Source organism: Algimonas arctica (genome assembly GCF_014652695.1).
In the GTDB taxonomy this organism is placed as follows: domain Bacteria; phylum Pseudomonadota; class Alphaproteobacteria; order Caulobacterales; family Maricaulaceae; genus Litorimonas; species Litorimonas arctica.
This window is the reverse complement of record NZ_BMZH01000011.1, coordinates 1-25642: the sequence shown is the minus strand read 5'-3', so window position 1 is coordinate 25642 and position 25642 is coordinate 1. Positions and strand designations below refer to the sequence as shown.

Here is a 25642-nt window from a genome sequence, read left to right as displayed (position 1 = left end):
CCCTGTCCCACCTCTGCTAGCAGTGCCCATGTTGTCCTTATTCGAAATTGCTGCCCTGCTCCTCGTGCTCTCGGCAGTGCTGTCCTGGTTTAACCGGGCTTACCTCAAACTCCCGCACACAATTGGCCTGTTGGTCATGGCGCTTGTGGCGTCGTTTCTTGTGATTGCGCTGCACGCTGTCATCCCCGGCCTGCAAGTCTATGAAACGCTAATCGGCGCCATCGGGCAGATTGATTTCAACGAAACCCTGATGAAGGGCATGCTCGGATTCTTGCTGTTTGCGGGCGCGCTCCATGTCGATTTTGCCAAGCTGAAAAGCGCGAAATGGTCGATTGGCCTCATGGCCACTTTGGGCGTTGTGATGTCGACCTTTATTGTCGGCACGGGGTTCTGGTTGCTGGCCGACCTATTCAACGTCGAGCTCCCCTATATCTGGGCACTCGTATTCGGCGCTTTGATTAGCCCGACCGATCCGGTGGCCGTGTTGTCGATTCTCAAAACGGTCAAAATGCCCAAAACGCTGGAGACGAAAATTGCGGGCGAGAGCCTGTTTAATGATGGGGTCGGCGTGGTCATTTTCACGCTAATTCTCGCGATCGCGACAGGCGGGGCGGCGGCGCATGCGATGTTGGAACCAACCTTATTCGCCGGACCGATCATGGCCACTGCGCCCGGAGCGGGTATCGGCGTATGGGACGTAGTCGAGCTGTTTATGGTCGACGCTGTTGGCGGCGCTGCCCTCGGCTTGATCGCCGGGTGGGTCGGCTATCATATGATGGAGCGGATCGACGAAGCGGCGATTGAAATCTTGATCAGCCTTGCCCTCGTTGCTGGCACCTATGCCATCGCGCAGCGCATTGATATTCTCGGCCATCACCTCTCAGGCCCCATCGCGGTTGTTGTCGCGGGCCTGATGATCGGCAATCGCGGCGCCGCTTTCGCGATGAGTGAAAACACCCGCACGGCGCTGTTCGGATTTTGGGAAATGATCGACGAAATTCTCAATTCCGTGCTGTTCTTGCTAATCGGATTGGAACTGCTCGTATTGGGTCTGTCACCGCAATTCGGGCTGATCACGCTGATGGCGATTCCGCTCGTCTTAATGGCGCGCCTCTGCGCCGTTTACGTGCCAATGAAAACACTCGGCACATTCAAGACCTTTACCAAAGGCGCGATCCCCGTGTTGACGTGGGGCGGTGTGCGCGGGGGTATCTCTGTCGCGCTGGCGCTGAGCCTGCCGGATAATGAGTATAAACCGCTGATTCTCACCGCGACCTACGGCATCGTGATTTTCTCAATCATTGTGCAGGGCCTCACGATCAAAAAAGTGGTCGAGAAATATGTCGATCCGACGTTGATGTAAGGCTGACTCTGCCGACTTGATCTGGCCCTTCAATGTGATTAGATAACGTTTGTGATCCGTTTCCCGCATATCAAGACGCTTGCCGTCCTGTTTGCCGCTTTATTCCTGTTCGCGCAGGGTATGGCGTCGGCGCACACTGTCGAGTTTGGCACAAACCACGCGCACGACGGCGTCGCCTGTTCTGTGTCTGTTTTGGGCAAAGATGTGGCCGTCACGCCTGTGCCGCTGGAAACAACGACAATTCCAGCTGTTGAAACCCCGGTCGTTACGCTCAGTCCAACCAAAACCGTCGCTTTTGATAGCACGCATCCGGCCCGTGCCCCGCCGCCGCGAGCCCCACCCCACTAGACTCACACACGTTTATCTCGGCCCCCGCCTTCTTGGGTGCGGCCTGACCTTATTCTCTTTTGTGAAGTCTATTCCATGTCCAAATATCTTCTGGGTTCTGCCCAAGTGGCTCTGTTGAGCCTGTCCCTTGCCGTTTCAGCACACGCCCAAGACACACTCCCGTTTGAAGACGAAATTATCGTCACAGGCTCCCCTCTCGCCCGCTCTGTTGACGAAGCCATTACAGGCGTTTCCGTCATTAGCGGGGCTGATCTGGATCAACGCTTAGCGTCATCCATCGGCGAAACGCTGAAATATGAGCCCGGCCTGTCCTCGACCTTCTTTGGCGCAGGCGCCTCACGTCCAATCATTCGCGGTCAAGGATCGGACCGGGTCCGTGTGTTGACCAATGGTATCGGGTCCATCGATGCGTCCTCCGCCTCCCCTGACCACGCCGTCTCGGTTGAACCGGCACAAGCGGAACGGATTGAAATTTTACGCGGTGCCGGTGTGCTGCGCTACGGCAGTTCTGGCGCAGGCGGGATCGTCAATGTCATTGATGAGCGCATTCCCGACGTGATGCCTGATGGCACCGAAGCGAACCTGCGGATGAGCGCGAGCAGCGTCGATAGTGGGTTCGAAGCCGCCGCCTCAATTGATCAAGCCATTGGCAATAATTTCGCCCTTCATCTCGACGGGACGACCCGTAACGCCAATGATTACCGTATCCCCGACTTTGCCGAGAGCGCCGCATTGCGCGCGGAAGAAGAGGCCGAAGTCCGGGGCCGCCTGCCCAATAGTTTCGTTGAAAGCCAATCCGGCACAATCGGATTAAGCTGGATCGGCGAACGCGCAAAATTTGGCGCGGCCCTTCACCGCTCTGAATCAGATTACGGCATCCCCGGCGGACACGCGCATGAGGATGAGGATGAGGGTCATGACGATGAAGATCATGGCGAGGGCGGCGAAGAGGAAGACGAAAACGTCACCATCGGCCTTCGCCAAACCCGGATTGACGTCAATGGTAGCGTCGACATGGACGGTCTGTTTGAGCGCTTTCAGGTCTTTGGCGGCTATGCTGATTATACACATACCGAATTTGAAGGCCCGGGCGTCGTCGGCACAGTCTTCACCAATGAAGGGTTCGAAGCCCGCGCAGAATTGATCCAAGCCGAACGCGGCAATTGGACGGCCGCGCATGGGGTGCAACTCCGTACGCGCGATTTCGCCGCAATCGGCGACGAAGCCTTTGTCCCGCCGACAACCACAAAGCAATATGCCGCCTATACGTTCCATGAGTGGGAACAGGGCCCCTTGCACCTTGAGGGGGCGGGTCGGATCGAAGTCACCCAGCAAACGGATGATACGCTCAATCGCGACGTTGATTTCACGGCACTATCCGTCTCGGTCGGCCTCGACCGGCACATCAATGATGCCATCCGCATTGGCGGCACAGTCTTCCGGTCTGAGCGCGCGCCCTCAACAGAGGAATTATTTTCGAACGGCCCGCACCTCGCCACCGAAGCGTTCGAAGTGGGGGATGCGACATTAGGTAAAGAGGTTTCGACAGGCGGTGAGCTCGCGTTCCGCCACCGTGAAGGCAGTCATTCCCTGACGGTCAATCTGTTCTATACCGATTACGAGGACTTTATTTTCAATCGGGAAACAGGCGCGGAAGAAGATGGATTGCCCGTCTTCCAGTCCACCGCCGCTGACGCCAAATTTTATGGCTTCGAAGTGCAAGGCGCGCTGGACCTCTACACGGGACGAACTTGGTCCGCCTCCGTTGACGGATTGGCGGAATATGTGCGGGCGGAGACTGACGCCGGAGACTTACCGCGTATCCCGCCGCTTTCGATCCTCGCAGGCGTGGAAGCCAAGACAGATAATCTGTCCTTACGGGCCGAAGTGGATTGGAACGACAGGCAGGACCGTACGGCGGCCTTCGAGCGGGCAACGCAGAGCTATACATTGGTCAATCTATTCAGCACATATCGCTTTGGTGATCGCATGACCTTTGCCGTCGGGGTCCACAACCTACTTGATAGAGACGCCCGTCAGCACACCTCGTTTCTGAAAGACACGGTGCCCTTGCCGGGTCGAAACGTGCGATTCACAGTCAGCGCGAAGCTTTAAGGCGTTCTAAAATACCCTCATGATCCCGCGGCGCGTCAAGCAAGGCTTTGAGCGCGTCGCGGTCTTCCGTCAGGTCGGTATTATCCAATGCGGCGCGGACCAGTTGGGAGAGCTGTGCCTCTAGAAACTCTGCATCAAGGGTCTGCGCGCATTGATCGATCAGACGCACCAAGACCCACCCCATATACAGCGACATCGCCGGATAAGGCGCAACGCAATGGCGGATAATGCGCAGCGGGTTATCTAACAGCGCGGGCGTCGGGCGGCGATTAAGCGCTAAAACCGGACGCCCGTCTTCATCCACCATCCATCCATCAAGTGCGGCATTGGCGAGAAACGGCGCGAAGGCACCCGCCAAATGGTCGATACAGGTATAGGCCGTATAATAGTCATTCACGGCGGGGGACATCGCGCGCGCCGCGATTTCCGCAAGGAGCATGGTTCTGAACCGGGCGCCCTGACGATCTGTTCTAAAGCCCCCGACGGAGACGGCTTTGGAGATCACACGTTGATGGGTGTCGGCGATATCGCCAGAGGCGCCCTGAGGCCAAATGCGTAACAGAGCATCGCCTTGGAATAGAAAGTCTCCCTCCTGACAGTTGAGCTGGACCCGAACATCTTGGTTGCGACAGAGTTTAATCAATTGATCCAAATTAATATGCTCAACATAACCGGTTTTCGGCGCGTAAATCTCTATCGCGGGGGTCTCTGGAACCTGTGACGTCGCAACAGTATACGCGCAAATACTTGTGAGATCATCGCGCAGATCGTGGCCAATTTCGACGATGGACGTGTCGACATGTATCCGCCGCGACAGATGATGGAACGCGTAGGCCAGCCAGACAAGCGTCAGCACAAGCCACCCCATCAGGGTCAAGACGGACAGGCGCGGAATACGGTCATCGACACCGCTCGGATCAACCGCACCAATTAAAAGAATTGAATAGGTCAATAAGGCGAGGAGCAAGGATAGGCTGGTCTGGATCGTCCGGTTCGCAATCCAGCGATCAATAAGTCGCACGCCCAGGCTACTGGAGGCTAAGGTGAGAACAATCAGCGTGATCGAAAAGAATAAAACGAGAAGCGCCGTGACAATCCCGGCGAGGCTCGTCGCGGCTTCTTTGGCTGTTTCACCGGTCATCGAAAACGGCCACGGCATGGCCCCGATGCGGGCGGACAGGCCTGCGTGATCCAACCACAATGTCAGGGACAATAAGCCCGTTGCAAATAAAACCGCCATGATGGGCTTGGCCCAGAAACTACGGAGTATTATGATGATCCGCTCTGGGAGTGACGCGTTTCCGTTCTGTGTCATAGCGCGGTCTGTGCCCTCATTACCCCAGCCTGCGGTGTCACAAGGCCTAATCTTGCCATACGGTTAGATCATCAAACCGTTGCACAGTGACTGAGGATATTGATTGGCCAACAATCGACCTTCGTTCGATTTTGCAAAACAGGGCTGCGGACGAAACGAGCGGTCGTGTGCCGGCGTCTTTTCTCTGAAGGAGGCGGAGCGCTTGCGGCCTAAACCGTATCAATCTTGAGCGTATTGGTTGTGCCCGGCACGCCAAAGGGGACGCCCGCGCTAATCATAATGCGGTCGCCCGGTTTAAGACCGACATCGGCCGCAATGCTGCGGACATGATCCAGCATCGCTTCGAAACTCTCTGGATCCTCTGTCACAACGGGATGCGTGCCCCAGACGAGCGCAAGCTGGGACGCGGTGCGTAAATCCGGGGTCAGGCCGATAATCCGGCATGGCGGACGTTCGCGGGCAATGCGGTGCACAGTCGATCCTGTGCGCGTGTAGCCAAACACGGCTTGCGCGTTGATCGTCCGAGCGATGGTCTCAATTGAGCGGGAGATCGCGTCTTCCGCACTGGACTCATGGGGCAATTCCGTGTGCTTGAAATGTTCCCAGAGGGTCGGGTCACCCTCGGCCGCCGTAATGATCCGGTCCATGATCGCGACCGCTGTCGCCGGGTGACGCCCGACGGCCGTTTCCGCGCTCAGCATGACGCAATCCGCGCCTTGATAGATGGCGGTCGCCACATCGGAGGCTTCGGCGCGTGTCGGGGTTGGGGCGTCAATCATCGACTCCAACATATGCGTAGCGACGATGACAGGTTTTCCGAGTTCGCGTCCTTTGCGGATGATTTTTCGCTGCACAACCGGGACCTCTTCGAGCGGAAGCTCGACCCCCAGATCACCGCGCGCGACCATGGCCGCATCCGCGATTGACAGAATACTGTGTAAATCTTCGACAGCTGACGGTTTTTCGATCTTCACAATGATCCCGGCTTTGTCGCCCCTCGGATGTGCCAGAATGATCTTGCGCGCATCAAGGACGTCCTGCGCATTTTGAACAAATGAAAGCGCAATCCAATCTGCACCTTGGTCCAGCGCAAAGGCTAAATCGACACGGTCTTTATCCGTCATCGCGCTGACAGGCAGAACCGCATTAACGACGTTAATTCCTTTGCGGGATTTGAGCCGCCCGGGAACATCCACACGCGCCTCGGTCTGGTTGAGCATGGTCACTTGCAGTTTGCCATCGTCAAATTTTAGCACCAGCCCGGTTTCGAGTATTTTTGTGAGTTCGGGATGGGTATGAACAATGTCGCCGTCGGAAGGACCCTCGGACTGACGCAGCGTGACGGTGTCACCATAGCGCAGCTCAAGTCCGGCTCCCATTTCGCCAACACGTAACTTTGGCCCCTGCATGTCCGCAACAATGGCGATGGGACGCCCAGTCTCTTTTTCAATATTCCGGATCGCTGTGATGTTCGCCAAATGGTCGTCATGGCTGCCATGACTGAAATTCAGCCGAAACGCATCGACCCCGACATCATGGAGCAATCGCATTGTATCCGGCGCCGCTGAGGCTGGACCAAGCGTGGCAAGAATTTTGGCAAATCGTTTCCGCATGACCCATAGCTAGCGGAGACAGCGCTGTCATGCACCTGAAAAGTCAGATTTAGCTAGAGATTGCAGACGTCCGTGGACGGACGCCTGTTAATCGCATGAAAACCCGCGTCGGATCAGCAGCGGGAATTAGGCAAATAGAGTGTTTGGCCGATGGAGATGGCATAATCCCCGCCGATTGCGTTGGCCGTCGTAATATCCGCCATCGGCGCACAAAGACGACGAGAGAGTGAGTAAACCGTATCGCCCTCACGCACCATATAGGATTGCCCCGTGGCGATATTCGCCGCCGTGCCTGTCCGGCCTTGGTCACTCATTTGATCATAACTCGGACCAGAGGACCGATTGGACCCTGTGTCGCTCACGCTAACATTGTCGCCGTAATCATAGGTAATTTGACGCGGTCCCGTCGCGGCCGGTGGTGTCGCAAGAGGCGGCGTATAGGGTGTGTATTCCGGAGCAGGCGCCGCAGAGTAGTCGTCCGCAGATTGTTGCGCGCGCATCATCTCATAGCCCGGCGTGCCTTGCATTTGGTTGGAATTATAGGCGCGCTCTGTCGGTGATGTCTGTGGCGGCGCCGGATTGGCGGCCGCGAGCGTGACGCCTTCATTTCCGACATAACCCGTTTGGATATGATCGCTCTCTATCGCGTGTGGCGCAGATAGATGATGATCCGCCCCCATAGCGTGCGTATGGGTCACGTTCGTCTGCGTTCCGGCGTGATGGGTTGGCGCGCCATACTGGCTCGACGTTTGTGGGTCGGCTGTCTGCATGACTCGCGGATCCGTTTGCGCGCTTGCCGTCTGAACGCGGGGCGTCGTATTGGGCGTGATCGTGCCGTTCGTGGCAACTTGCGTCTGGCTTACGCCATATTTGGTCGAATGCTGGTAATTCGGATTCTCCTGTGCCGTCGCGCATGACGCGAGCAAAATAGACGTTCCAAGCAGTAAAAGGCGGGCGGACATGACAGTCTCCGTAAATAGTTTGGGATGAGAATGCCCGAATAGAGTCAATTTTCAGTTAAGGGCGCGGTTTCGGGCAAGGCAGGGGTTTAGATTATTCTCGGGACAGGCTATCGGCCTTCTAATTATTGTGGGAAATATTGAAGGTCCGCATGACAATCAGCACCAAAACGTTCGAATATAAAGATGGCGAGACGACGTGCGTCGGCTATCTGGCTTGGGATGACAGCGTCGTCAGCGCCCGTCCGACTGTCCTTGTCAATCATGCCTGGTCAGGTCGGGATGATTTTGCCGAAGGGGTGGCCATCCAAATGGCCGCCAATGGCTATGTCGGAATTGCGTTGGATAATTACGGTGACGGCGCACAACCGGACACGCTTGATGAGAAAATGGCCTTCATGGGTCCGCTCAAAGAGAACCGTAAAGCGCTGCGATCGCGTTTGAAGGCCGGTTACAAAGCCGCCGCCGCTCTCCCAATGGTCGATGCGGACGCGATGGCCGCGATTGGCTTTTGCTTTGGCGGGCTCTGCACGCTCGATATGGCGCGGGCCGGGCTCAATTTGAAAGCTGCGATATCCTGCCATGGGCTGCTCGACGCGCCAGACCTTAAACCCGGAAAGATCACCGCCGATATCCTTGCTTGTCACGGCTGGGATGATCCGATGGCCCCGCCTGACCACGTCGTCGCCTTTGGTGCCGAAATGGCCGCGGCAGGCGGAGACTGGACGCTGATGGCGTTTGGTAACACCCAACATGCTTTCATGGTCCCTGACGCCAATAGTCCGGATATGGGCCTTCAATATAATAAATCTGCCGCTGACCAAAGCTGGGCTGCGGCGTTTGATCTCCTGCGCAAGCATTTCGCGCTGCACGGGACACAGGCGCAGGAGGGTTCCTCATAACCCGCGAACCCGAAATCACCGTTATCCGCGATACGGACAGCTTAGCCGCCTTTTGTGAGGCCGCTCGCACGCATGACTTTGTCTGTATCGACACGGAATTCATGCGTGAGACAACGTTCTTCTCCATTCTGTGCCTGATCCAAATGGCCACGCCCGACGACGAAGTCATCGTCGATCCGATGGCGGACGGCATTGACCTGTCGCCTTTCGTTGACCTTTTGCTCGACAAACAAGTCGTCAAAGTCATGCATGCCGCCCGACAGGACATGGAAATCTTCTTCGAGATTTGCGACAAAACTGTCCCCGGACCGATCTTCGACACACAAGTCGCGGCGATGGCCGCCGGCTTTGGCGATAGTGTTGGCTATGGCGGACTTGTTAAAGGTCGGCTCGGTGTGAATGTCGACAAAGGCGCACGCTTTACGGATTGGTCGCGCCGTCCGCTGTCAGACAAACAACTCGCCTACGCCCTCGCGGATGTGACCCATTTGCGGGATTTATTTCCGCCCTTGGTTGATGAGCTCGAAGACAAAGGTCGCTTGTCGTGGGTGATGGAAGAGATGGAACCGCAAATGGATGAGGCGCTCTACGCGTTTGATCCTGAGTTGGCGTGGCAACGGCTGAAAGCTCGCAATCCGCGTAAACCCTATCTCGCCGCCTTGCGGGCCGCTGCGGCTTGGCGCGAAGAGCAAGCGATCGAACGCAATGTTCCGCGCCGCCGCGTGCTCAAAGACGACGCGATTTATGATCTCGCAACGCAAAAGCCGCGCACTTTAGACGCGCTTGGCAATTTACGTGGAATTCCGCGTGGGTTTGAGCGGTCTAAAGTCGCTCAGAGTCTGATTAAGCGCATGAATGACGCGCTGAATGATGCGGAGAATTACGCGCCGATTATTGAAAAACCGATTGCCATGCCCGCCAACCTTGGCCCGCGCGTTGAAATGCTCAAGACTCTGCTCAAACTGCGCACCGAAGTCCAAGGTGTCGCGACACGGTTGGTCGCGGGAGCGCGTGACATCGACCAAATTGCCGCATTTGGCGACAAAGCCGACGTTCCGGCGCTCACAGGCTGGCGCAGAACGATGTTCGGCGATGATGCGCTGGCGCTGCTGCGCGGCGAGATTGGTCTGCGCCTCGACGGCGAGGATGTGGTTGCAGAACGATTTTGATCGACGTCCTTTATTCTGACGACGACCTGCTCTTTATTGATAAGCCCGCCGGGCTTCTCTCTGTCCCGGGCAAGACCGAGCCGGACTGCGTTGAGCGGCGATTACGCGAACAGCACCCTGAAGCGCTGACGGTTCACCGTCTTGATATGGCGACTTCGGGCGTTATGATTTTTGCGCGCCATAAACCCGCCCAGCGCCATATCGGCCTCCAGTTTGAACGCCGCCACCTCGCCAAAAGCTATGTTGCGGTTGTCGACGGTGTGGTCACCGAGGACACGGGCCATATCGACCTACCCCTGCGGGCCGATTGGCCGAACCGCCCGCTGCAAATGGTCTGTCATGAACAAGGTCGCGCCAGTCAGACAGATTGGCGCGTATTGGAACGCTTGGACGACCGGACGCGCTTGGAGTTGACCCCGTTAACCGGGCGCAGTCACCAGCTCCGCGTCCATCTCAAAGCTATCGGCCACACGATTTTAGGCGATGAGTTTTACGCCAGCGGCGATGTTCTGGCCGCAAGTGACCGTTTGCTGTTGCACGCGCACACACTCAGCCTGTTCAAACCCACAGGCGGTGAGCGGATCACAGTGACCTCACCACTACCATTTTAACAGCGCTAGAGGTAATCTTCCGCCTTTGAGGGCGTGAGCCCGTCCAGCACATACTTCGCCCGGCGTCCTAAGGCTTCCCGCAGCTCCGCATCCATCTTATCGAGATTGCGATAGACCATATTAAGTCGTGGATTACCGCGTAGGCGGTCCTCATTGCGGATGTGAAAATCCCAATAGAGCGAATTAAAGGGGCACGCGTCATCTTCGACGCGCTTACTGACCTTGTAACGGCAGTCCTGACAATAATCGCTCATGCGGTTAATGTAGCTGCCGGATGAGGCATAGGGTTTGGAGCCGAGCAATCCCCCATCGCCGAATTGGCTCATGCCGAGCGTATTGGGCAATTCGACCCATTCAAACGCATCGGCGTAAACCCCCAAATACCATTCATGTACTTTGAATGGATCGATCCCAGCGATCAGGGCGAAGTTTCCCGTGATCATCAACCGTTGGATATGGTGCGCGTATGCGTGCTCGATCGTTTGATCGATCGTCTGTTTCAGACAGTTCATCTCTGTCTCACCCGTCCAGAAAAAGTCCGGCAGATAGCGGCGATTGCCAAAGAAGTTCTCGTCCTTGTAATCCGGCATTTTCAGGAAATAGATCCCGCGCACATATTCCCGCCACCCGATGATTTGGCGGATGAACCCCTCCACCGCATTCAGCGGAGCGTCACCGTCAGTGTAAACCTTCGCCACAGCCTCACAGACTTCGAGCGGGCGCAGCAGCCCGCTATTGAGATAGAACCCGATCAGGGCGTGAAACATAAACGGCTCACCGCCGACCATCGCGTCTTGATAGAGACCAAAGTTCTGGATGCGGTGTGCGACAAAATCCTTGAGCGATGCCAGAGCGTCCTGCCGCGTTACGCCCCAGTGAAACCCGTCCAACGTGCCGAACCGCGTTGGGAACTCCGCCGCCACCATGTCGATAACATTGCGCGTGATGGCGTCAGGGTCAAAGCGCGGTATATCAGGGTAATCCATGCCGCCCTTCGGTGGCTTGCGGTTCTCCTTATCGAAATTCCATTGCCCGCCTTCGGGCTTATCTCCGTCCATCAACAGCCCCGTCTTGCGCCGCATCTCCCGGTAAAAATATTCCATCCGCAGCTGTTTTCGACCCGCGGCCCAATCCTCAAATTCAGCGGGCGCGCTTATAAAACGGTCATCCGGCGTGAGTGTGACGCGGAGATCGAACATCTCCTCCCAGCTTTTGACAAGCTCCTGAACCCGCCAATTGCCCGGCTGACAGACCATAATCTCATCAATGTCGTGACGGCCGAGCGCGCGCTTGACCTCAGATGTGAAGCGATGCGTATTCTCCGCGTCTGTGAGCGCGATATAATCAACGGACCATCCGTCGTCGCGTAACTCCTGCGCAAAATGGCGCATGGCTGAGAACAGAAACACCATTTTTTTGCGGTGGTGCGGCACAGTCTCCGCCTCTTCACGCACTTCCACCATGAGGATGCGCGCCGACGCTTTATCGGAAAACTGCAAGGCCGAGAGATCGTGCGACAGGTGATCGGCGAAAATGGGAATAAGCGTGCTCATGCAGTCATTACGTACCGCCCCCTCGAACCGTTTTAATGCCCGATCCGTAAACAAGCCGTGAGCAAAGGAAACAAACGCTATCTGCCGTCCAAAGACTGCCTGAGCTGCGGCCTGCCGTTCAGCTGGCGCAAAAAATGGGTGCGCGATTGGGACAGCGTCAAATATTGCTCGGACCGTTGCCGACAGAATAAACCAAAAGTGAGGTCGCATGTTAGAGAGTTTTAACGCGCCTATCCGCGCCTGCGTCATCGGTAGCACCGGCGGCATTGGGCGCGCGCTGGTCGACGCGCTTGCCGCCAGCGACCGGGTCGAGACACTCTATGCGCTCTCACGCGCAGGCGCGGCTCATCCCTCTCCCAAAGTTCAAAACCTGACGTTTGATTTTCTAAATGAGGCGTCCGTGTCCGCCGCCGCAGAAGCCTTGCGCGAAATCGGAAAGTTCGATCTCATCATTGTTGCGACGGGCCTGTTACAAGGCGGCGGGATTGCGCCTGAGAAAAACATGCGCGCGCTCGACCTCGACGCCCTACGCACAAGCTTTGAGGTCAACACGTTCGGCCCCGCCCTGACGGCGAAATATTTCCTGCCGCTGCTGCGCCGCGACGATAAAGCCGTCTTCGCGGCTCTGTCCGCCCGGGTCGGATCGATTGCGGATAATCGTCTTGGCGGTTGGTATAGCTACCGGGCGTCCAAGGCCGCGCTCAACATGATGCTCAAAACTCTGTCGATTGAAACGCAGCGGCGCTGGACAAATCAGATCATTATCGGACTTCATCCCGGCACGGTCGACACGGGCCTGAGCAAACCGTTTCAGAGCAATGTGCCCGACGGCCAACTGTTCACACCGGCGTTCTCAGCGCTCAAATTGTTAGCGGTCGTGGATCAAGTGGGGCCGGACGATACGGGCGGTTTGTTCGCGTGGGATGGGGCGCGCGTACCGTTTTAAAGACGCGCGTCAGTCATCGTCAAACAAGTCCAGGTTTTCGCGCAGCACTTTGGCGACAAACACTTTGGTCACATCCGCCTTCGCACTGGATGCGGCTGCGTCGATCAGGCGGATCGTCGCGCGCAAGGCGGGCACGCTGCGGTCGGTATATTTCAGCAGATAATCAACCACATCGCGGCCGACCGTGCGGCCCTGTTGCTCAAACAACGCCCGCGTAATCGGGGGCAGGCTGTCATCATCCGGTTCATGCAACTCCATAATCGGCATCGCACCAAGCCGAGACGTAAGGTCGGGTTGGCTCACCCCCCAATCCGTAGGCGGGACGCGGGACGCTAGCAGCAGCCCCGGAATATCTCCGCGCAACGCCCGATTGATCATCCCGAACAAATCCTCCTCCGTCCGGCTATGCGCATCGTCCAAAAAGATCCCATGCGAAATTGCCAACCACGCCTCGCCGAGATGGGTTTTGCCGGTACCTTCCGGACCCAGCAGCATCATCGCCGGAGCCGGCCAGGCCGGCCAGGCGCGCACGACATTGAACGCCCCCGCATTGCTGGGCGCTTCGATAAAACTGTCAAAGGTGAAAGCCGGCACCGGGGTCAAATCCAGTGGGATTTGACCCGTTTTATGACGCGGGGTCGTCATTGTGAACCGCTCTAGCGCCGAATAACGAGACCCAAATTCGGGTCCTTTAAGACGCGTACGCCCTTTTGCGCCATTTCAGCGGCCAGACGTTCAAGACTGCCATAGCTGATCGTCATCAAAGCGCCGTCTTTCGAAAGCGCATCTAGCCGGGCGTCGCGAACTTGCGCGCTATTATTGATCGCCCCTTGCAGACGCTGCCATTCCTCCATGGATTCAAACAGAACGGAGACTGTCGTCGTTTGCGCATTCTCACTGGTGACGGCGGAGGTTTCTTTCCACGCCGCTTCCATACGCGAGACCAGTCCGGCCATACCGCCGCTGGCACTCAGGCGCGCACTGGCCCCTGTGTCGATAGAAAGGTCCGTCGCTGTGATCTGTCCGCCCGTGCTTTCGCGTATGATCAAGACTTGATTGACGCCGTAACGGGTTGCCAGCTTTTGGGTCTCAGCCAAGCTCGGCTCATTGCCGTAAAGGCTCGTTATATCCGCAGCTGTGAGGGACTTTATCGGTGTCAGTGAATGCTCAAAACGGCCCGACAGCAAGTCTGTCGCCAGTCCGCTATTTGCCGTCACTCCGACTGGAATGGCGAGCCGTTCGCGCGCCTGACTGGTGACCATCGTCAGGTTGGCCTCTCGCAATAAGCGCTGCACAGCGGCAGGATTAAAAGAAATCGACAGATCCCCCACATAGCGCGTGTTCGAGCGACGCTCATTATCAATGGTCTGCCCGCGTATGAGGGGACCAACGACGCTGACCGTGAGGGGTGGAAGCCCCCGTGCGGTCCGTTCTGACTCGAGTGTCAGCCGGTTCAACAATTCGCGCGCCGCTATAATATAACCTGACTGAACCGCTTGGCTTTGGGCCTGAATGGCGCTCTCAGCGCGCGCATCGACGGACACTTTGGCGACGGTGAATGGATCAGCCGCCTGCGCCTGTAAGGAAAGGGAGAGCACGGGTAGAGCGATCAAGCTCGCAAAAACGGTCGTCAGGATCTTTTTCATGAGGTCGCTATAGCAGGCTTTGGCCCGTGGAAAAGGTCGCGCGTCAGGGTCAACATGTGGGTTGATCTGTGGGCGAACGGCCTCCCCTGTCCCCAAGGCTGTGCTTGGGCTTGCGATTTTGAGCAAATTAGCACACATCGCCACCCCATGACCGACCATAAAAACCCTCTCTCCTATAAAGATGCTGGCGTCGATATTGATGCGGGCGAGGCGCTGGTGGATCGGATTAAGCCGATGGTCAAAAGCACCCGTCGCCCCGGCGCAGACGGAACGATCGGCGGATTTGGCGGTGTATTCGATCTCAAAGCCGCCGGGTTCACAGACCCTGTGCTCGTATCAGGTACGGACGGCGTCGGAACGAAGCTGAAAGTCGCGATTGAAACAGGCAAGCTCGACACGGTCGGGGTCGACCTCGTCGCGATGTGCGTCAATGATGTGCTAGCGCAAGGCGCTGTGCCGCTGTTCTTCCTTGATTATTTTGCCACCGGAAAGCTGGATGTCGACAGCGCAGCCTCCGTGGTCTCCGGTATTGCCGACGGCTGCCGTCAAGCTGGCGCGGCGTTGATTGGCGGCGAAACGGCGGAAATGCCGGGCATGTATGCGGACGGTGAATTTGATCTGGCAGGGTTTGTCGTCGGCGCGGTTGAGCGAGATGCGATGCTACCGCTGATGGACGACATGGCCGCAGGCGATGTGCTCATCGGGCTGGCGTCATCCGGGCCGCATTCCAATGGCTATTCCCTCATCCGCCGCGTCGTCGAACGCGCAGGCTTATCCTTTCACGACGCGTCGCCCTTTTGCGATGGTCCGCTCGGCGAAGCGCTGCTCGCGCCGACCACAATTTACGTCGATGCCGTCAAGCCGATCCTCGGGGATATTCTTGGTCTCGCGCATATCACCGGCGGTGGATTGACTGACAATGTCCCGCGCATGTTACCAGACCGCCTAACCGCCGCATTTGATTTCGCGGCCTGGGATCGCCCCGCCGTTTTCCGGTGGTTACAAGAAACGGGCGATATTGAGGAAACAGAAATGCGCCGCGCGTTTAACTGCGGTATTGGTGTGGTGCTCTGCGTCAAACCTGACGCGGTGATGGATGTTCTGACCAAGCTAGAGCCGTCCGGAATTGCCGCTCATGTCATCGGAGAGCTGCGCGCAGCATGACAAAGCGCTTGCGCACGGCGGTCCTGATTTCAGGACGTGGGTCCAACATGATGGCCTTGGTCGAGGCCGCGCAAGCGCCCGACTACCCGGCCGAGATTGCGCTTGTCCTGTCCAACAAGCCCAAAGCCGCAGGCCTGCGCCGCGCGGAGGCCGCGGGCATCGCGACCACCGCCATCGACCATACGGCATTCGATACGCGCGAAGCGTTTGAGCAGGCGATGGACGTGGCCTTGCGTGAACACGAGATTGATTTCATTGCCTGCGCCGGATTTATGCGCGTGATGACGCCTTGGTTCGTCTCGCGTTGGGAAGGCCGAATGATCAATATCCATCCGTCGCTCCTGCCCAAATATAAGGGTCTGAATACACATAAGCGCGCGATAGAGGCGGGCGACGCCGCAGGCGGCGCGTCTGTTCATTGGGTCGTGGTCGAAGTCGATGGCGGGACCGTGATTGACTTTGAGGCGGTTTCAATTCGCCCTGAAGATGATGAAGACTCACTGGCTCGCCGAGTTTTGGACCATGAACTCCACCTGTATCCTCGGGCTTTGTCAAAGGCCGTAATGACCGTTCAGCGCCAAAAATAATAATGATTTGGTAACCCTACGTCCTAATGGCCGACTAATGTTTCTCCCTTAGAGTAATCCTCACACGTCAGTGACAATTTTACTGTGACGGGCACCTTGCCCGTCTAATAAGTACAACGTGTGGCGAGAGGAGCGTTACTCAGGTGAAATTTAATCACATACATCGTTTCGCAAAGAACGAAGATGGCAATATTGCCATGATGTTTTCCATCTCGCTTATGGTCATTCTCGCCATGTTCGGTGGGGCGATTGATTTCACAATGAAAACATCGGCCCAATCCCGTTCCCAAGATATTGCCGATGCTGTGGCGCTAAGCGTTGCCGCGTTTGTACGGCTGAATGACTTTATTCCCGCCGCGGGGAGCGCGGAAGGCACACCTCCCGGCGATTATCCCGCCACATATTTTGGCTATGAGTTTCAAGGCTGGGTGGAAGGCGGAGCCGACAACGTCAACGTCAATGTCTCTTATGATGAGGTTGGTCGCGAAGCGACCGTTACAGTAACGGGTAAAACCGTCACAACATTCGCCAATGTAATGGGGATGGATAGTCTCAATTTCTCGACCAAGAGCGTCGTCAATTTCGAAACGGTCGAAATCAAAGATGTGGCATCCGTCACGCTCGTGTTAGACAATTCCGGGTCCATGGCATGGGATGACAAACCCTACACGACGAATTCCCATGGCTCACTCTCTGCCCCGTCCGGTGCCATGCCCCGCATCACGGCCCTCGAAAATAGCGTCATGAGCTTCATGGATCATCTGGAGCCCTTAGTTGGCGATCAATCCGAAACGGGCAAAAGGGTATTTCGTAGCGGAATAATCCCATACGACACAGACGTGAATCATAGTCGAAAACAACCAATGGATTGGCAGATTCTATCTAATAGTGATATAACGGCAATGACAGCTAATGGCGGCACAAATTCATCGCGCCCTATGAAAACAGCCGGCGATTGGATTATCGGCGAAACAGCGGTCCATCGCGCGGAAACTGGTAAATCTCCGCTTAGATATGTTGTCCTAATGTCGGATGGCGCTAACAATAATAACAGTTCTGCATGGATCAGTGAAACAGGCACCGAAGAATGGCGTCGAAAACGATGTCGTAATTACAAAAATTATGGGTGGAGTTGCTGGTACGACTATAAAAGCAAAAGCCACAAACCTAATGACAAAGTTGGGTATTGGAATAATGGCAACCGCTATGATTATGACTGGGAAGAAGGTCGCTGGACACTCCCCGATGATGAAGAGACGCTCGTTCAATGTCGGCGAATCAAGGATGACGGCGTCAAAATCTACACTATCGGATTTGGTCTTGAACCAGGCAAATATGACACGAACAGTTCGTATGGCTCAACAACAACCATTACTTCCGATGAAACCGATCAGGCTTATGCGCTGCTCTCGGAATGTGCGAGCGATCCGACCATGTTTATCACCGCCAATAGCGCCGAAGAATTGCAAAGTGCGTTCGATTCAATTGGGGAAGATATCGTGACAGAAACAATCCGGATCAGATCTTAATCCACGGCGACACGCAAAAAAAAAGGCTGGGGAACCCCCAGCCTTTTTCGCATTATGGATTAGCCGATTAACCGACGATTTGATCGTCTGAGAAGAACTGAGCGATTTCTTCAGCCGCAGTTTCTGGCGCATCGGAACCGTGAACGGTGTTCGCATCAATGGACTCAGCAAAAGCCGCCCGGATTGTGCCCGCATCTGCTTCGGCTGGGTTTGTTGCACCCATGACATTGCGGTATGTCGCGATCGCGTTTTCGCCTTCGAGAACCTGAACAACAACCGGACCGGACGTCATGAAGTTGACGAGATCGCCGTAGAACGGACGCTCGGCGTGGACTTCATAGAAACGTTTGGCTTGTGCGTCTGACAGTTGAATGCGGCGCTGTGCGACGATGCGAAGACCGGCGTCTTCGATCATAGCATTGACCTTGCCTGTGAGGTTACGCTTGGTAGCGTCTGGCTTGATAATCGAAAAAGTACGTTGAACGGCCATGATAAATCCTTGTGTCGGCTGTATTGAAATTTGCGCGGGACCTAATCCGGGATGACCACTAAGTCCAGCCGTGTTAGCGGCGAGCCAAATTAACTCACCGTATCATGCTCCATATCAACGATCTCACATACCGTATCGAAGGCCGCCCGCTGTTCACACAAGCGACCCTCGCGATAAGCCAAGGCCAAAAGGTCGGGCTCGTCGGACGTAACGGGACAGGCAAATCCACGCTATTCCGCTTGATCAAAGGCGAGATCGCCCCGGATGACGGATCGATTACCCTGCGTAGTAATATGCGCCTGGGCTGTGTCGACCAAGAAGTGCCGGGCGGGCCGACGTCCCTGATGGATACCGTGCTGATGGCGGATATAGAGCGCACGGACTTGCTTGCAGAAGCGGACATCGCGACTGACCCGATGCGGATCGCGCAAATCCACACCCGCCTCGCAGATATTGACGCCTACACGGCGGAGGCCCGCGCGGGATCAATCTTGGCGGGTCTTGGTTTCGATGGCGACGATCAGCAGCGACCCTGCGGTGATTTCTCGGGCGGTTGGCGCATGCGGGTCGCCCTCGCCGCCATGTTATTTGCGCAACCGGATATCCTCCTGCTTGATGAGCCGACCAACTACCTTGATATCGAAGGCGCGCTCTGGCTTGAAACCCATATCCGCAAATATACTGGCACCATCTTTGTCATCAGCCACGACCGTGATTTCCTCAATACCGCCGTCACCGACATCGCTCATTTGCAGCACGGCAAAATGACAATGTATTCCGGCGGCTATAATGATTTCCAACGCCGCCTGACGGAGCGCAATCGCCTCGATATGGCCCTTGTCGCGAAGCAGGAAGACGAACGCCGCAAACTGCAAGACTTCGTCACCCGCTTTAAAGCCCAAGCCTCCAAGGCCAAACAAGCTCAATCCCGCGTCAAACGGTTGGAGAAAATGGAGCCGATGGCGACGATGGTCAGCGAACCCATCGCCCCGATCCAGCTGATCGGGCCAGAGCGCTTGTTATCCCCGCCGATGGTCCGGTTTGATGACGCTGCGCTCGGCTATGGCGACACAACCATCATCCGCAACCTGAACCTCACCGTCGACCCGGATGACCGCATTGGCCTGTTGGGCCGCAACGGCGAAGGCAAAACGACTTTCGCCAAGGGCTTGCTCGGCATTCTCAAAGCGCAAGCCGGCCATATTCGCGCGCACCGTAAAATGCGCGTCGGCTATTTCGCCCAGCACGAGGTTGATGCGTTGAACGAGAGCGCCTCCGCCTATGACCATGTGGTCACGCTGATGCCCGACGCGACCGAGGCCGAACGCCGTGCGCGGCTGGCGTCATTCGGACTGGGCGCGGAGAACGCCGAAACACCGGCGGGCGATCTATCGGGCGGGGAAAAAGCGCGATTGCTCTTCTCCCTCATCGGTTTTCACAAACCACATCTGCTCGTGCTCGATGAGCCGACCAATCACCTTGATATTGATAGCCGCGAAGAACTCGTCCGGTCTCTCAATGAATATAGTGGCGCGGTCCTGCTCATCAGCCATGACCGGGCGCTCCTCGAAGCGACAACCGAACGGCTCTGGCTCGTCGATGGCGGCACGGTCGTCAATTACGATGGCACACTGGATGACTACCGCACGGAGCAAGCCGAACGCGCCCGGCCGGACCGAAAGCCTAAGACTGATACTGGCCCGTCCAAGTCGGATGACCGCAAAGCCCGCGCCGACGTGCGCAAAGCCATCGCGCCGCTCAAACGCGCGGCGGAAAAATTGGAAAAAGCGCTCGACAAAGCCACGCAAAAGCTGGCGGATATTGATAAGGCCTTGGCCAAACCCGACTTGTTTCAAAACGACCCCGACCGCGCACTTAGCCTAAGCAAAGACCGCGGGCTCTGCGCCAAACAGATTGAGGGGTTGGAAGAAGACTGGTTAGAGGCATTGGGCCTTTATGAGGCCGCAGAGGCTGAAGCCGCCTTCGTTTAGAATCTCTGGAAATCCGTTATTATCGCCTGAGCGACCGGGCGTGAAGATTGGCTTTAATCATCAGTCCCAGAGACGTCTTTCTCAGACTCTTCAGCAATTTTTTCTAACGCATTATTCCTGAGACGCAGAGAAAAAAACAAACCGCACACCATTAATATTGCAAATGCAAACCACAGTAACATTATTATACCTCTTCCATCCCCTCGACGCTGAAACAGCGACAAACTTTGCACGCAGTTTCAGCTTTAATGAGTGACACAGGTAAATTTAAAAGACAAATCGGCAAGGATAATCGCTTTAATGTGTAATATCAGCGACTTAGGGATAAGTCTCGGTAGGCCCATAGAGCGCCCCTTAAAGTTTAGGGGTTCCGAAATTACAATAATCCTATAAACTTACAAACGAACACGGCTTATTATTTGCCATAAGTTGCCAAGAAAGAAACCACTTATGCGGCATTTCATCATTTTCTGCACTGCGGTTCTACTTGCGATCCCGAGCCTGTCCTCTGCTCAATCGTACAGAAGCGACGACTTTGATTCCATCACAGAATACGTCAATAAAATCCTCCTCCAGGAGGCTGAAGCCGGGGACGCCAACGCCCAATTCGAACTCGGCACCTTATATGAAGACGATATTTATGATCTATACGACGATGTCATTGATTTCAAAAAAGATTTGAAACAAGCGCAAACTTGGTTTCGACGCGCCGCCGATCAGGGGCATATTGGGGCGCAGCTTCGGATGGGTCGGCTGGCACTGCCCGATCATGAGGCCGCATTTTACTGGCTCCACAAAGCCGCGCTACAAAACAATACCGACGCGCAAGTCAATGTTGGGGAAATGTATTTGAGCGGTCTGGGCGTCACTCAAAACGATCTTGAAGGCGCGAAGTGGATAGAGAAAGGGGCGCTGAAGGGTCACCCGATAGGCCTCTATGTATATGGCTTGCTTTTGGCAGAGGGTCGCGGCCTTGAACAGGATACCGACAAGGCGTTATTGGCGTTCAACCACGCGGCGAAGGCCGGCGTGCCGGCAGCAAAAACCAAGCTCGGGCGGATTTTCGAAACTCAGGAGGGTATCGATACGAACCCAGAACTCGCCTATCAATGGTTCAGGGATGGGGCCACAAACGGTGACCCTTATTCACTTCTACAGATTGGGAGGTTGACCGCCGAAGGGCAAGGCACGCCAGCCGATGTGATCATAGCGCATATGTGGGTGTCTCTCGCGGCCGAAGCCGGGGCAACAGGGTCAAATGACTATTTAATAAAGCTCGAAAAATTAATGAGCGCGGACAATAAAATCGAAGCGGGCGCGAGGTTAGCCCGCTGCAAGAGCCTCGATAGCTATAGCCCCACACATATAACGTGGTGTGACGGCGCATTAATCGACGGATGGATGGACAAATATATTAAGTGAAGCCGCAAATCAGGGTGGTAAAATACCTGTCAGCCACCCGATCCTCACCTGTTACATTGATCCCAGCCGCGCGGCCATCTGCTGATGGAAATGCACGATTGCGGGTTCGAAATGTCCGAAGGTTAAGGCCTCATTGGCACCGGATTTCAGCCCCCGCTGAATGCCCTCGACCATGGCGATATCTTCGACTTGCCCCGTCCCATTGACAAATTCCAGATCTCGCGCGGCGGTTTTAAGCAGCGCGTCTTTATCAGTTTCCGCACTTGATTTCGTCATATGATAAGTCGTGATTCTTGTCCGGCTGACACCAAGTGGCTCCAAAATGCCGAGCGTGCGGTGATGGGACAATTCGGCCAAAATCACATTGGGGAACAGGTGGTTCAAATAGGTCAGCTTGTCCGACACGTCGCGCGCCTCGGGCGCAACCTCCGCCAGTTGGGTGATCCGTTGAAACGGGAAAGTCACACGCGCATGTGCACCGCAAACCTCGATCACATTCAGGTTGTCATAGCCGAACGGATAAAACGTCTCCTTATGCGTCGCTTTGATATGATAGCCTTCGAGAAAGCTCTCGAGGTGCAGCTTCCAATTGGCTTCGCCGACCCCCTCATTCTCGGCAAAGATCATTTGGTCAGAGGCCAGCACATCCGGCACGCCAGACAGTAGATCATGCGCATCGCCCGCGTCAGAGGCCGGATCATCCTGACAGACAAAGATCAGGCCCTTTGTCTCCGTGGCGAAAACTTCAACCAACCCTTTTTCTAACCTATCAATATCAGGAAAACCGTCTTGATGGGGTATCCCCAGCAATGCGCCGTCCAGACCGTAAGACCAGCCATGATACGGACAGACAAACGCGCCCGCACAGCCCGTCCCCGCCGCCAATTCAGCGCCCCGATGACGGCATGCATTCTTAAATGCGCGCACTTTATGGTCATGGCCGCGCACCACAATCAACGGTGTGCCCGCCGCAGTACGCGCAATATATTCGCCCGGCTTGGCCAAGGCGATGGACGGACAAAATGCCGTCGGAACGGATTTGAAGAGGGCGAGTTCGGCGGCGAGACGGTCTTCTGAACGATAGTGATCCACGGGCTCGCGCCAGACGTCCGTGCCCCGATCCGTCGTCCCGGCCGCAATATGCCCCAGCACCCGATCCACAACATCACTGTCGGACATAAATGTCGTTGGCGTCTTGGCGTGTGTTTTTGACATGAATGGTTCTCCGCTCCCCTCATCGTAAGCCTAAATGCGGCCCGTAGGAAAGTGACGATTAGGGAGACCCGTCCATTCATTCTTTTTGCTAAATATCAGGGAGATCGCGCAATATCGCATGAAACCGTTAGAATGCCCCCTAGAGAACGTGAGTTCAGCGTCCTACTTAGGGCGACTTTAGGTCGCTCGCAGTGTTCTTATTATTCACTCTCCGGCTTCTGTTTCGCTACCTTTCAGGCTTCACGCTTTTCTTTCAACCGTACAAACCAGCCTTTTTTCTTGACCTCATCAGTCTTAATAACGCTTTCAGGCGGACTCGTGATTACCTCTGACACTGTTACACTTTTGGTTGTCGCTTCAACCTTTACGTCTATGGCGGGCTTCGGCGCAGCTTCAAATTTTTTGCGCGTCAACGGGGTCTTCGGTTTGCTCAGCCGTGTAGTCCGAGTTTCTTTTAGCCTCCCACGGCATTTCTTCCGGCGGATGAGCGGCAGCGTTAGTCGAGGTGAAAGTCAGGGTGAATATTACAGCCAGTAATAATACAAATCTGATAATCACCTCAATTCTCCATGGGTTTGTTTTATAAAACGCGTTTAACTTCACTGTAGGCGCCTGACACGCGTAACGTCACTTCAACATCAACATCGCTGCGATTGCGCCAGAACCAGCCATGCACACCTTCAAAACCTGCTATAAACTCGCCCGTATTGGAAGTTTCGGAGCGGCCTTTGCGGTAGCTTACGAAGGCTTTATTTGCACCGTCGGCATGAAGATCAGAATTTAAATGGCCTTGATTTGTTACCCATTCATATTTCGCGATACCGTCCTTTTTCATTGTCAGCTTCACCTCAGCGGCTTCGCCCGGAGCCAATGTTAGGGTCACAACATCTGTCCGCTCCGGCGCTGTTTCCACAGGCGCGAGCGATACCACCTTTTCAGTATCAACAACTTGATCAGCTGCGCGCTCGTCGGCTTGTGTTTCGGCTGTCTCTAACGTCTCGATAAGCACAGCGGTTTGCTCATCCGCAGCAGCTTCGAGCGCAAGTTGCTGTTTAATTTCGCCCATTTCAGTCAGTCCCAGAACTTTACCTATCCCCGTCGGATCAACGGCATATTCGGCAGGCAAGACCACTGTGACGAGCAGAGTGGCTGCGGCCGCTAAGGCAATAAGTGTGGAACGGATGAGTTTACGGCTGCTGGGCAGCTCGGCGCGTGTTGGCATATCAGTATTATACATGTGTTGTCCTCCTATCAGACGAAGTAGCCGGTAAGTTGATAACCGATCAGCATAAAGCCTGCCCCCATCATCACGGCATTTGTTGAGTAAGCATGTTTTAGAAAACTCGGGGTACGTCGCCAGAATCCCATCACAATCAAGATGGCTCCAAGGGCGAGTAATTGACCGACTTCGACGCCGACATTGAAGGCGAGAAGGTTAGGCAAGAGCCCGTCGGATGAAATTTCATAATCGAGAATTTTAGACGAGAGTCCAAACCCATGAAAAAACCCAAAGATTAAGGTTGCGGCTTTTGTATTGGGCTGAAACCTGAACCAGCGTTGATAAGCGCCCATATTGTCGAGCGCCTTATAAACAATCGACAATCCAATAATTGCGTCGATGATATAGCTGTTAATCCCGAAATTGAAATAAACGCCTGCGAGCATCGTCACCGAATGACCAATGGCAAACAAACTGACATAGACGCCAATATCTTTCATTTTATAGAGAAAGAAGATGACGCCCAACAGGAACAGAATATGGTCATACCCTGTCACCATATGCTTAGCGCCCAGATAGAGAAACGCGATCAAATTTACGCCCGTAATCTCTTGGATATAGCCTTTATCACCATCTGCGACAGCATGGGCAAATGCCTCGCCTGAAACGGATGAGAGCATCACTAAAACAACAAGAAAAAGAAGCGTGGCTCTTGAGGTCATTACGTTTGGTGCACGTGTCATTGACTTAGAAAGCATAATTTTTGGCTCCTTAATGGACTGCGCGCGCATCGATATTATTACAAAGTGACTCCTTAACCGGAGTGCGTCCAGTGTCTTATTTTAAACATTTTAAGACGCTTACTTCATTGTCCGCTTTGCTCTCTTTACGGGCATTGCTCATCGGATTGCTTGAGACAAATTGTTGAAACTTTCAGATATGTCCGCTTTCACCTAAAGCGCACAACTACAATCCGTCTCAAGTTGACGCGTAAGTCCCATCCACCCTCACCCTAACTCCCATCCCAACCCCCACAGCAATCCCAACAACCCCATCCCCGCTGTCCAAAACGCCCTCAGTTTAGCCTCACCCGCTTCGGACACGAGAGAGGCATTGCTCTTATGCTGGCGGGGGTTTGGTGGGCTGGACGGTGGGCGAGGTAATGCGGCGCGCGCGGTTCCATCCGACGAAGTGATTGATGATGGGTGTGGGACGGGAACGGTTTTTCAGTGAAAACTGATGAACCGGACGCGACTCTTATCCATCGGTAGAGAGGACCGGACCGAAAGTCCGCCATCCTGTCTCACCGTCCCGGACGTGATGAAGATCTGCCGGGTCACAAGGCTTTGTTTGGGTGCGCCCCCAAGCGCGCGGGCTCTGCCTGATGTGCCCCTAGCTTTGTAGACACCTTGTTGGGTAAAACTGGAAGCAAGGAGAGTGTCTTATGGGCAGTCGCATTCGATATACAGAAGAGTTTAAATTAGG

At 55.4% G+C, this 25642-nt stretch carries 23 protein-coding genes; 13 read left to right on the top strand and 10 right to left on the bottom strand.

Features of this window, described 5'->3' with window-relative positions:
- Positions 1-28: 28 nt before the first annotated feature.
- The 3 genes from IE105_RS11965 (at position 29) to IE105_RS11955 (ending at position 3826) form a co-directional block, all read left to right on the top strand.
- Entirely contained in the window at positions 29-1363 is a 1335-nt protein-coding gene (locus IE105_RS11965) for a cation:proton antiporter (protein WP_189498783.1), read from the top strand.
- Between the two features lie 51 nt (positions 1364-1414).
- Positions 1415-1711: a hypothetical protein gene (locus tag IE105_RS11960; protein ID WP_189498781.1), complete on the top strand. Its 297-nt coding sequence runs from the start codon at positions 1415-1417 to the stop codon at positions 1709-1711.
- A 75-nt stretch (positions 1712-1786) separates the two neighbouring features.
- A complete protein-coding gene (locus IE105_RS11955; RefSeq protein WP_189498779.1) occupies positions 1787-3826 on the top strand; it encodes a TonB-dependent receptor in 2040 nt (679 codons plus the stop codon).
- On the opposite strand, the gene IE105_RS11950 is transcribed toward IE105_RS11955, so the two are convergent.
- The 3 genes from IE105_RS11950 to IE105_RS11940 form a co-directional block, all read right to left on the bottom strand.
- Positions 3810-5141, bottom strand: coding sequence for a DUF2254 domain-containing protein (locus IE105_RS11950; protein WP_189498777.1), 1332 nt, complete (start codon positions 5139-5141; stop codon positions 3810-3812). The genes IE105_RS11955 and IE105_RS11950 overlap by 17 nt on opposite strands.
- Before the next feature lie 209 nt (positions 5142-5350).
- Positions 5351-6754, bottom strand: a complete 1404-nt coding sequence (gene pyk / locus IE105_RS11945) for a pyruvate kinase (RefSeq protein ID WP_189498775.1) — start codon at positions 6752-6754, stop codon at positions 5351-5353.
- A gap of 113 nt (positions 6755-6867) precedes the next feature.
- Positions 6868-7716 (bottom strand): LysM peptidoglycan-binding domain-containing protein, encoded by an 849-nt coding sequence (locus tag IE105_RS11940; RefSeq protein WP_189498774.1) that lies wholly within the window; start codon positions 7714-7716, stop codon positions 6868-6870.
- A 149-nt stretch (positions 7717-7865) separates the two neighbouring features.
- On the opposite strand from IE105_RS11940, the gene IE105_RS11935 reads away from it, so the two are divergent.
- The 3 genes from IE105_RS11935 to IE105_RS11925 are packed head-to-tail and all read left to right on the top strand — an operon-like array spanning position 7866 to position 10395.
- Positions 7866-8615, top strand: coding sequence for a dienelactone hydrolase family protein (locus tag IE105_RS11935; RefSeq protein WP_189498772.1), 750 nt, complete (start codon positions 7866-7868; stop codon positions 8613-8615).
- Positions 8612-9784: a ribonuclease D gene (gene rnd, locus IE105_RS11930; RefSeq protein ID WP_308429107.1), complete on the top strand. Its 1173-nt coding sequence runs from the start codon at positions 8612-8614 to the stop codon at positions 9782-9784. Before IE105_RS11935 ends, rnd begins: the two co-directional genes overlap by 4 nt.
- The gene (locus IE105_RS11925; RefSeq protein ID WP_233354134.1) at positions 9781-10395 is read left to right on the top strand and encodes an RluA family pseudouridine synthase; all 615 of its coding nucleotides are present in this window, start codon (positions 9781-9783) and stop codon (positions 10393-10395) included. Before rnd ends, IE105_RS11925 begins: the two co-directional genes overlap by 4 nt.
- A 5-nt stretch (positions 10396-10400) precedes the next feature.
- Here the strand turns inward: IE105_RS11925 and IE105_RS11920 are convergent, their stop codons facing one another.
- Positions 10401-11948, bottom strand: a complete 1548-nt coding sequence (locus IE105_RS11920) for a cryptochrome/photolyase family protein (protein ID WP_189498770.1) — start codon at positions 11946-11948, stop codon at positions 10401-10403.
- 57 nt (positions 11949-12005) lie between these two features.
- On the opposite strand from IE105_RS11920, the gene IE105_RS11915 reads away from it, so the two are divergent.
- Together IE105_RS11915 and IE105_RS11910 are read left to right on the top strand one after the other, a co-directional pair.
- Positions 12006-12173 carry a DUF2256 domain-containing protein gene (locus tag IE105_RS11915; protein WP_189498768.1) on the top strand — a complete coding sequence of 56 codons (168 nt, stop codon included), beginning with the start codon at positions 12006-12008 and terminating at the stop codon, positions 12171-12173.
- Positions 12157-12894 carry an SDR family NAD(P)-dependent oxidoreductase gene (locus IE105_RS11910; protein ID WP_189498766.1) on the top strand — a complete coding sequence of 246 codons (738 nt, stop codon included), beginning with the start codon at positions 12157-12159 and terminating at the stop codon, positions 12892-12894. Before IE105_RS11915 ends, IE105_RS11910 begins: the two co-directional genes overlap by 17 nt.
- Positions 12895-12903: 9 nt before the next feature.
- Here IE105_RS11910 and IE105_RS11905 read toward each other — a convergent pair whose 3' ends face one another.
- Complete coding sequence (locus tag IE105_RS11905) at positions 12904-13539, bottom strand: P-loop NTPase family protein (RefSeq protein ID WP_189498765.1); 636 nt, start codon at positions 13537-13539, stop codon at positions 12904-12906.
- Between the two features lie 11 nt (positions 13540-13550).
- Positions 13551-14540, bottom strand: coding sequence for a hypothetical protein (locus tag IE105_RS11900; protein ID WP_189498763.1), 990 nt, complete (start codon positions 14538-14540; stop codon positions 13551-13553).
- 147 nt (positions 14541-14687) lie between these two features.
- Here IE105_RS11900 and purM point away from each other — a divergent pair, with 147 nt between their 5' ends.
- The 3 genes from purM (at position 14688) to IE105_RS11885 (ending at position 17820) form a co-directional block, all read left to right on the top strand.
- The gene (gene purM / locus IE105_RS11895) at positions 14688-15704 is read left to right on the top strand and encodes a phosphoribosylformylglycinamidine cyclo-ligase (protein ID WP_189498761.1); all 1017 of its coding nucleotides are present in this window, start codon (positions 14688-14690) and stop codon (positions 15702-15704) included.
- Positions 15701-16291 carry a phosphoribosylglycinamide formyltransferase gene (gene purN / locus IE105_RS11890; RefSeq protein ID WP_189498759.1) on the top strand — a complete coding sequence of 197 codons (591 nt, stop codon included), beginning with the start codon at positions 15701-15703 and terminating at the stop codon, positions 16289-16291. The genes purM and purN overlap by 4 nt, the downstream gene beginning before the upstream one ends.
- A 143-nt stretch (positions 16292-16434) precedes the next feature.
- On the top strand, positions 16435-17820 hold the full coding sequence (locus IE105_RS11885; protein WP_189498757.1) for a pilus assembly protein TadG-related protein: 1386 nt from the start codon (positions 16435-16437) through the stop codon (positions 17818-17820).
- A 67-nt stretch (positions 17821-17887) separates the two neighbouring features.
- Here IE105_RS11885 and ndk read toward each other — a convergent pair whose 3' ends face one another.
- Positions 17888-18310 (bottom strand): nucleoside-diphosphate kinase, encoded by a 423-nt coding sequence (gene ndk / locus IE105_RS11880; RefSeq protein WP_189498755.1) that lies wholly within the window; start codon positions 18308-18310, stop codon positions 17888-17890.
- A gap of 104 nt (positions 18311-18414) precedes the next feature.
- Here ndk and abc-f point away from each other — a divergent pair, with 104 nt between their 5' ends.
- Together abc-f and IE105_RS11870 are read left to right on the top strand one after the other, a co-directional pair.
- Positions 18415-20301: a ribosomal protection-like ABC-F family protein gene (gene abc-f / locus IE105_RS11875; protein WP_189498753.1), complete on the top strand. Its 1887-nt coding sequence runs from the start codon at positions 18415-18417 to the stop codon at positions 20299-20301.
- Between the two features lie 450 nt (positions 20302-20751).
- A complete protein-coding gene (locus IE105_RS11870) occupies positions 20752-21723 on the top strand; it encodes a tetratricopeptide repeat protein (protein ID WP_189498751.1) in 972 nt (323 codons plus the stop codon).
- A gap of 51 nt (positions 21724-21774) precedes the next feature.
- Here the strand turns inward: IE105_RS11870 and IE105_RS11865 are convergent, their stop codons facing one another.
- The 3 genes from IE105_RS11865 to IE105_RS11855 all read right to left on the bottom strand — a co-directional run bounded on the left by IE105_RS11865 (position 21775) and on the right by IE105_RS11855 (position 24837).
- Positions 21775-22938 carry an aromatic ring-hydroxylating oxygenase subunit alpha gene (locus IE105_RS11865; protein WP_189498749.1) on the bottom strand — a complete coding sequence of 388 codons (1164 nt, stop codon included), beginning with the start codon at positions 22936-22938 and terminating at the stop codon, positions 21775-21777.
- Positions 22939-23518: 580 nt separating this feature from the next.
- Complete coding sequence (locus IE105_RS11860; RefSeq protein WP_189498747.1) at positions 23519-24175, bottom strand: transmembrane anchor protein; 657 nt, start codon at positions 24173-24175, stop codon at positions 23519-23521.
- A 14-nt stretch (positions 24176-24189) separates the two neighbouring features.
- On the bottom strand, positions 24190-24837 hold the full coding sequence (locus IE105_RS11855; protein ID WP_373299098.1) for a HupE/UreJ family protein: 648 nt from the start codon (positions 24835-24837) through the stop codon (positions 24190-24192).
- Between the last annotated feature and the right edge of the window lie 805 nt (positions 24838-25642).

What these genes read in the sequence shown, in the direction of transcription:
- IE105_RS11965 (WP_189498783.1), top strand. Translation starts at nt 29, where the DNA reads ATGTTGTCCTTATTCGAAATTGCTGCCCTGCTCCTCGTGCTCTCGGCA.
- IE105_RS11955 (WP_189498779.1), top strand. Translation starts at nt 1,787, where the DNA reads ATGTCCAAATATCTTCTGGGTTCTGCCCAAGTGGCTCTGTTGAGCCTG.
- IE105_RS11950 (WP_189498777.1), bottom strand. Translation starts at nt 5,141, where the DNA reads ATGACACAGAACGGAAACGCGTCACTCCCAGAGCGGATCATCATAATA.
- pyk (WP_189498775.1), bottom strand. Translation starts at nt 6,754, where the DNA reads ATGCGGAAACGATTTGCCAAAATTCTTGCCACGCTTGGTCCAGCCTCA.
- IE105_RS11940 (WP_189498774.1), bottom strand. Translation starts at nt 7,716, where the DNA reads ATGTCCGCCCGCCTTTTACTGCTTGGAACGTCTATTTTGCTCGCGTCA.
- IE105_RS11935 (WP_189498772.1), top strand. Translation starts at nt 7,866, where the DNA reads ATGACAATCAGCACCAAAACGTTCGAATATAAAGATGGCGAGACGACG.
- IE105_RS11920 (WP_189498770.1), bottom strand. Translation starts at nt 11,948, where the DNA reads ATGAGCACGCTTATTCCCATTTTCGCCGATCACCTGTCGCACGATCTC.
- IE105_RS11910 (WP_189498766.1), top strand. Translation starts at nt 12,157, where the DNA reads ATGTTAGAGAGTTTTAACGCGCCTATCCGCGCCTGCGTCATCGGTAGC.
- IE105_RS11905 (WP_189498765.1), bottom strand. Translation starts at nt 13,539, where the DNA reads ATGACGACCCCGCGTCATAAAACGGGTCAAATCCCACTGGATTTGACC.
- IE105_RS11900 (WP_189498763.1), bottom strand. Translation starts at nt 14,540, where the DNA reads ATGAAAAAGATCCTGACGACCGTTTTTGCGAGCTTGATCGCTCTACCC.
- purM (WP_189498761.1), top strand. Translation starts at nt 14,688, where the DNA reads ATGACCGACCATAAAAACCCTCTCTCCTATAAAGATGCTGGCGTCGAT.
- purN (WP_189498759.1), top strand. Translation starts at nt 15,701, where the DNA reads ATGACAAAGCGCTTGCGCACGGCGGTCCTGATTTCAGGACGTGGGTCC.
- ndk (WP_189498755.1), bottom strand. Translation starts at nt 18,310, where the DNA reads ATGGCCGTTCAACGTACTTTTTCGATTATCAAGCCAGACGCTACCAAG.
- abc-f (WP_189498753.1), top strand. Translation starts at nt 18,415, where the DNA reads ATGCTCCATATCAACGATCTCACATACCGTATCGAAGGCCGCCCGCTG.
- IE105_RS11870 (WP_189498751.1), top strand. Translation starts at nt 20,752, where the DNA reads ATGCGGCATTTCATCATTTTCTGCACTGCGGTTCTACTTGCGATCCCG.
- IE105_RS11865 (WP_189498749.1), bottom strand. Translation starts at nt 22,938, where the DNA reads ATGTCAAAAACACACGCCAAGACGCCAACGACATTTATGTCCGACAGT.
- IE105_RS11860 (WP_189498747.1), bottom strand. Translation starts at nt 24,175, where the DNA reads ATGTATAATACTGATATGCCAACACGCGCCGAGCTGCCCAGCAGCCGT.
- IE105_RS11855 (WP_373299098.1), bottom strand. Translation starts at nt 24,837, where the DNA reads ATGCTCTCATCCGTTTCAGGCGAGGCATTTGCCCATGCTGTCGCAGAT.